The following is a 4,804-nucleotide window of genomic DNA, read 5'->3' on the forward strand; positions in this document are numbered from 1 at the left end:
GGTCGTCTCCGACCTCGGCCGGCCCGGCACCACCGCCACCGTCCTGTTCCTGTTCCTGTTCCTGCCCTGGGCCACAAACTCAGCCCCGCGTCCTGCCCCCCCACCGCCTCGACGCCAAAACCACCCTGCTCCACCTCAAAGCCACCGTCTGGCCCGCCGCCGGCGGGCCGGCCCGTCAAAGACGTTGGCAGACCGCGGCCTCAGCGTGGCAGGATCACAACTCGCGGGACCTGACTCGGCCCAGCGGCCCGGTCGGGAGGGGCGTCCGCACCGGCGGGTCCAACGTGCGGTCCGCCCAGTGGATTTGCGATCAAAGCCGAGCCAAGGAGTGATGGACCGATGCGCGTCGTCCTCTTCCAGCCACTGGGGTTCGATCGGGAAACGCCGGCGGATTCGCTGACTGAGGCCCTGGCAGTGCCGCGGATCCACTTCGGCAGTCTCTTGCGCACCCACGTCTCCCAGGGCACCGAGTTGGGGATCCGAGCTGCCAAGATCATCGAATCCGGCAGGCTGTTCCCGGACGAGATCATCACCGAGATCGTCCGGGACCACCTGCACCGGGCGACCGATGCGGGTTTCCTCTTCGTCGGATACCCGCACAGAGTCACCCTGGCGCCCGCTCTGGACGAGTTGCTCCGCGAGCTCGGCCAGCCCCTCGACGGCGTTCTGCGCCTGCGCCTGCCGGAAGAGGAGAAGGAGCGCCACGTCCGTCGCCGGGCACGCCGCCGCCTCTGCCGCGACGACCGGACCCACACCTTCGAACCATCGGTGGACACCCTCCTGGTCGAGGGCGTCTGCAACGCCTGCGGTGGTGAGCTCCATCAGGGCGAGAACGACAGCGAGAGCAGCATCCGCGGTCGGTTCGAGTCCTACGAGGCGATGGTGGAACCCGTCGCCCAGCACTACGCCAGGCAGGATCTCCTCGTCACGGTCGACGCCGTCGGCACGTCCGACGAGACAGCCATGCGCGGGCTCACCGCGCTCCGGGAGCACGGCCTGCGGCCGACTTGACCGAGGCGTCGCACTCGAGCACCGCGTTCAGCGACAAGAGGCGTGCCGGGTCGTCACAGGTGAACGGGACGAGGTGGTGCAGGCGCCGTGAAGCTACGCCAGCTCCTGGGTGCACGATTGATCTGGTGTTCGTGATCACATGGTGATAGAGAACGGTGCCGAGGACATCAGAAGGCACTTGCTTTGGACAACTGGGGGGAACGTGGAACGGCAGCAGTACGTGGAGAGATGCTCGGAACTCTTCGCGGTGGGCGGCCACGAGGCCGTCAGAAATACGGCGGAGGCGGGGCTCAAGGAGTACGGGCCCGATCCGGTCCTCTACCGCTGGCTCGGGCAGGCACATGCCGCAGAGGACGAGGACGACCACGATCGCGCGGCTGAGGCCGCCTATCGCGATGGCCTCGAACTGGCACCGGACGATCTCGGACTCCTGGTCTCGTACCTGGAGCTGTGCCTTCGCGCGGATGCTTTCGATTACCCGGGGCGGGCGCGCCGTGCGCTGGTCCTGCAGGAGCGGATCGAAAGTCTGGCCCCGCCCGGGTCCGCCGCACGCGAGCGAGTCGATGCCGCAACGGGCTGGGCCGGACGCGGCTATTGGGACGACCTGGAGGCAGCCACTGCCCAAGGGCGGGCTCAGCGGGCAGCCGGCGCGGAGCAGAGTGTGCTGGTGACCGACGCGCTCAAGCGAGCCGCTCGTGGCGAGCCCGGCGAGGACGCGGGTGAGGACCTCCGGGCCGCCGAAACCGCTGCGGCGGTCGAACTGCTGCAGGGGGCCCGGAACGCGCCGCTGCGCCTTCTTCTTGCGCACCGGGTCGAGGCGTACGTGCTGACGTTCGTGGCGTCCTTCGGCACGAACAAGGCACTGGTGTGGAGTGGAACGCTGGACTTCAGCCTGTGGGGATGGTTGTTCTGGGCTCCCCTGTTCCTTGCCGAAGCCAAGCTCCGCCAGGCGAAGACGCTGGGACGGGAGCGCGTGATCGCCCGCATCCAGGCGCGCCATGACGCGATGGACCTGCCCGCGAGCCCGCCCGAGGACAGGCGTCCGTAGGCGCTTCGGCTGACGGGGTTCCCGCCGGGCGGGCCCGGATCTCACCCATGGTCAGTCCCCTGGAGCAGAGCGGCGACCAGTTCCCGCTGGATCTCCTCGACGGGTCTGGTGAGGGCCGTCGCGTAGTCGGCCCATTTGAAGTTGCCGCCGATGACCCGGGCCTCGTGGATGCGCATGGCCGGGATGCCGTAGGACTGGGCGACGATCAGTCCGTGGAGGGAGCTGGAGACGATGGTGGCGCAGCGGCCGATCGCTGCGACCACCTCGTCCACCGGCTCGGTGACGTCGATGACGGGTGTCCGCCCAGGGGTACACCCGTTCGTCGACGTAGTGCCGGACGACGCCGACCTTGTGCCGCACCGCCGGCCGTTTCCACAGGGCCGAGACCAGGAGGCCCGGGTCGCCCAGGGGGACGGTGACGCCGAGCCTGTGGGCGGTGAGGCGGCCCCGGACCGCTCGGACGTCGAACCGTTCGGCGTCGCAGTGGCCGCCTCTGATGAGGCCCGATCCCCAGACGACGAGACCGGGGCGGGCGCTCTGCGTGAACTCCAGGACGCTGCCACAGGTGATCACCTCGGCGTCGGCCAGCTCGGAGACGCGTCGGACCCGATGCCCGAGCCGCTCCAGCAGCACCGGCCCGAGCTCGTCGCCGAAGTTCCGGATCCCGGCTCCGGACCAGTTCCAGACCGCGACCTCGGATGCCCCATGCCGTGTGGTTCCTGCCGCCCCGATGGCATTGCGTGTGGTGGTGGCCATGGGCGTCCTTTCCGAGCATGTGGTGCATCGAGCGTATGGAGCCCGGTCCGGATCGTGCTGCCGCGGACGGATGCCACGACGGGCGCGGGTTGCCGTCTGCCGTCCGGCCGTCCAGGCGGCCGCGAGCAGCGGTCCCGACCGCCTCAGGCCCCGTGCCCGCCTGTGTCCGACCGCCTCCGAATCACTGGAACAGGCGCCCGGCCTCGGAGTGGCCTGCTCCCTACCCAGATGGCGGCAAAGGCAGGCGGGCGGGGACGCTCCTATGGACGTCAAGCCGCAGGAGCAAGGTTGGTTTGAGTGATTTGCCGCGTTGATGTGCTGGTCAGAGCACGGTAGGTCCCCAAAAGTGTGGCTGAGCACTTCAGTTGGCCAGTGAGTGGCTGATTTGACCATCTGAGCGTTTGGCTGCGTCAGTGCCCTGCGTTGGGAAACGGTAGTTGGTTCCCGGCCGGGCCGGGCGGCACGTCGATGCATCGGGTGGCTTCGTCAGTCAGGTCACAGCTTGGAACGGCAGGTGGAGCCGCACGAGATCGGCGTCTCCATCCCCTGCCTGGCCCGAAATCAACTGGGCGACCGGTCCGTACCGTGAAAGGATGCCAGCTCGGGACAGGGGAGGCGGGACGGTATGGGGCTGGACTACAGCTACGAGATCTTCATGCCCCCTCGGAACGTTGTGAGGGCACTGACCCGGCTGGCCGAGCTCGCCCCCCAAGGCCGCGACACGCCGCCGCTTCCGGTGACCTTGCCGAGCGGAGAACAGTTGATCGTGCCGTTCACCTCGAATTTCAAGAGCGAACCGGTCGACTGCTCAGCAGGCGGCACGCTCGAACTGGACACCTCGATCGTAATCGGCGTTGACGACGCGATGCGCGAGTTCTTCCTCCGCGATTCCGACAGGGTCGACGAGCGGGGACGAGTGTCGGTCGGGTACATCTACCTGACTGTCAGGTTCTCGCCCGCAGGGCACCCGCACTTCGCGTCGCTGCAGTTCACAGCGGCCACCTCGGGCATGAGCCGGATGTTCGTGGAGTCTGCGAGCGTCAGGAAGGTGTTCACCGACCTCACCGCCGCCACCGGTGGTGTGTGCTGCCTACTCGACACCGAGACCGACATCTTCGATATCTGCTGGCTCAACGGCGAGACGGTCCGTGGCGAGACAGTTCCGGGCGCCCGGTTCTCGCGATTCCACGATCTCGTCTCCGCCTGGCGCGAGCCGGTGGAGTAGAACGGGAACCACGCCCCAGAGGACGCAGTGCAGGTGGGCTTTCGCTACTCCGACGGTCTGGTGGTGACGACCGGTCGTGGTCGCACCGCGTCGATGGCAGCGGCGAGTTGGTCGGCGTGGTCGTCGAGTAGCACCTTCAGCTCGCGGTAGTGGGGATGGTCGTCCGTCTGTCTGAGCCAGGTGCAGGTGAATCTGCGGTGGTACTTCCAGAGGCAGCAGGCTTCCGGGTCGGCTGCGATGTACGAGGGGCAGGGGAGAAGAAGTACTCGCCCTGGGTGACGCGGGCCCAGATGTAGGCGGAGACGGCGAGCCGCTTCCGGTCGTCGATGATGGCCCGGTTTCCGGGCTGTTCCTGCAGCTGGGCGACCATGTGGTTCCAGATCGCTGGCGTCAGTGTCCAGTCGGCGAGGCATTGGCGGCGATGCTGGTAGTCGATTACGACGGCAAGAACACCGACTGGATCGCCGTCACCTCCTTCATCGGCCCCGCCGACGACCTCAAGGTCCCTGAGCTCCTCGAATTCCTCGGCGAGGACTGGAAGTTGCCCGCCACCGCCATCGTCGACAAGCAGCTGTCCCTGCGCCACCACTTCGGCCTGCCCGAGACCGCCGGCGGCAAAGGGGACGGAAGCGGTGGAGAAGGAGATCCTCGACAAGGCATTCGCGTCAGCGGTGATCGTCGACAGCATGGCCGCTTCCTGGAGGCGAACATCCTGGAGCAGGACGAGGAATAGCGGTGCGCTACGGTCTTCCGGTGTCCCGCCC

5 protein-coding genes are annotated in these 4,804 nt (G+C 67.7%); 4 read left to right on the plus strand and 1 reads right to left on the minus strand.

All coding sequences use genetic code 11. The features are described 5' to 3' along the window. Positions 1–339 precede the first annotated feature (339 nt). Together ACFRMQ_RS38205 and ACFRMQ_RS38210 are read left to right on the plus strand one after the other, a co-directional pair. The gene (locus ACFRMQ_RS38205; RefSeq protein WP_380735481.1) at positions 340–1,011 is read left to right on the plus strand and encodes an adenylate kinase family protein; all 672 of its coding nucleotides are present in this window, start codon (positions 340–342) and stop codon (positions 1,009–1,011) included. A gap of 202 nt (positions 1,012–1,213) precedes the next feature. Continuing rightward, positions 1,214–2,059 carry a hypothetical protein gene (locus tag ACFRMQ_RS38210; RefSeq protein ID WP_380735482.1) on the plus strand — a complete coding sequence of 282 codons (846 nt, stop codon included), beginning with the start codon at positions 1,214–1,216 and terminating at the stop codon, positions 2,057–2,059. Between the two features lie 41 nt (positions 2,060–2,100). On the opposite strand, the gene ACFRMQ_RS38215 is transcribed toward ACFRMQ_RS38210, so the two are convergent. Then, positions 2,101–2,322: a hypothetical protein gene (locus ACFRMQ_RS38215; RefSeq protein WP_380735483.1), complete on the minus strand. Its 222-nt coding sequence runs from the start codon at positions 2,320–2,322 to the stop codon at positions 2,101–2,103. A 1,118-nt stretch (positions 2,323–3,440) separates the two neighbouring features. On the opposite strand from ACFRMQ_RS38215, the gene ACFRMQ_RS38220 reads away from it, so the two are divergent. Both ACFRMQ_RS38220 and ACFRMQ_RS38225 read left to right on the plus strand, forming a co-directional pair. Then, a complete protein-coding gene (locus tag ACFRMQ_RS38220) occupies positions 3,441–4,040 on the plus strand; it encodes a hypothetical protein (protein ID WP_380735484.1) in 600 nt (199 codons plus the stop codon). 421 nt (positions 4,041–4,461) lie between these two features. After that, complete coding sequence (locus ACFRMQ_RS38225; protein WP_380735485.1) at positions 4,462–4,773, plus strand: hypothetical protein; 312 nt, start codon at positions 4,462–4,464, stop codon at positions 4,771–4,773. The last annotated feature ends 31 nt before the right edge of the window (positions 4,774–4,804 follow it).

Origin of the sequence: Kitasatospora sp. NPDC056783 (assembly GCF_042789895.1) — a bacterium.
GTDB lineage: Bacteria > Actinomycetota > Actinomycetes > Streptomycetales > Streptomycetaceae > Kitasatospora.

Bases quoted from the DNA above. Each gene is read 5' to 3' on its own strand.
- ACFRMQ_RS38220 (WP_380735484.1), top strand. From the start codon at position 3,441: ATGGGGCTGGACTACAGCTACGAGATCTTCATGCCCCCTCGGAACGTT.
- ACFRMQ_RS38205 (WP_380735481.1), top strand. From the start codon at position 340: ATGCGCGTCGTCCTCTTCCAGCCACTGGGGTTCGATCGGGAAACGCCG.
- ACFRMQ_RS38225 (WP_380735485.1), top strand. From the start codon at position 4,462: ATGCTGGTAGTCGATTACGACGGCAAGAACACCGACTGGATCGCCGTC.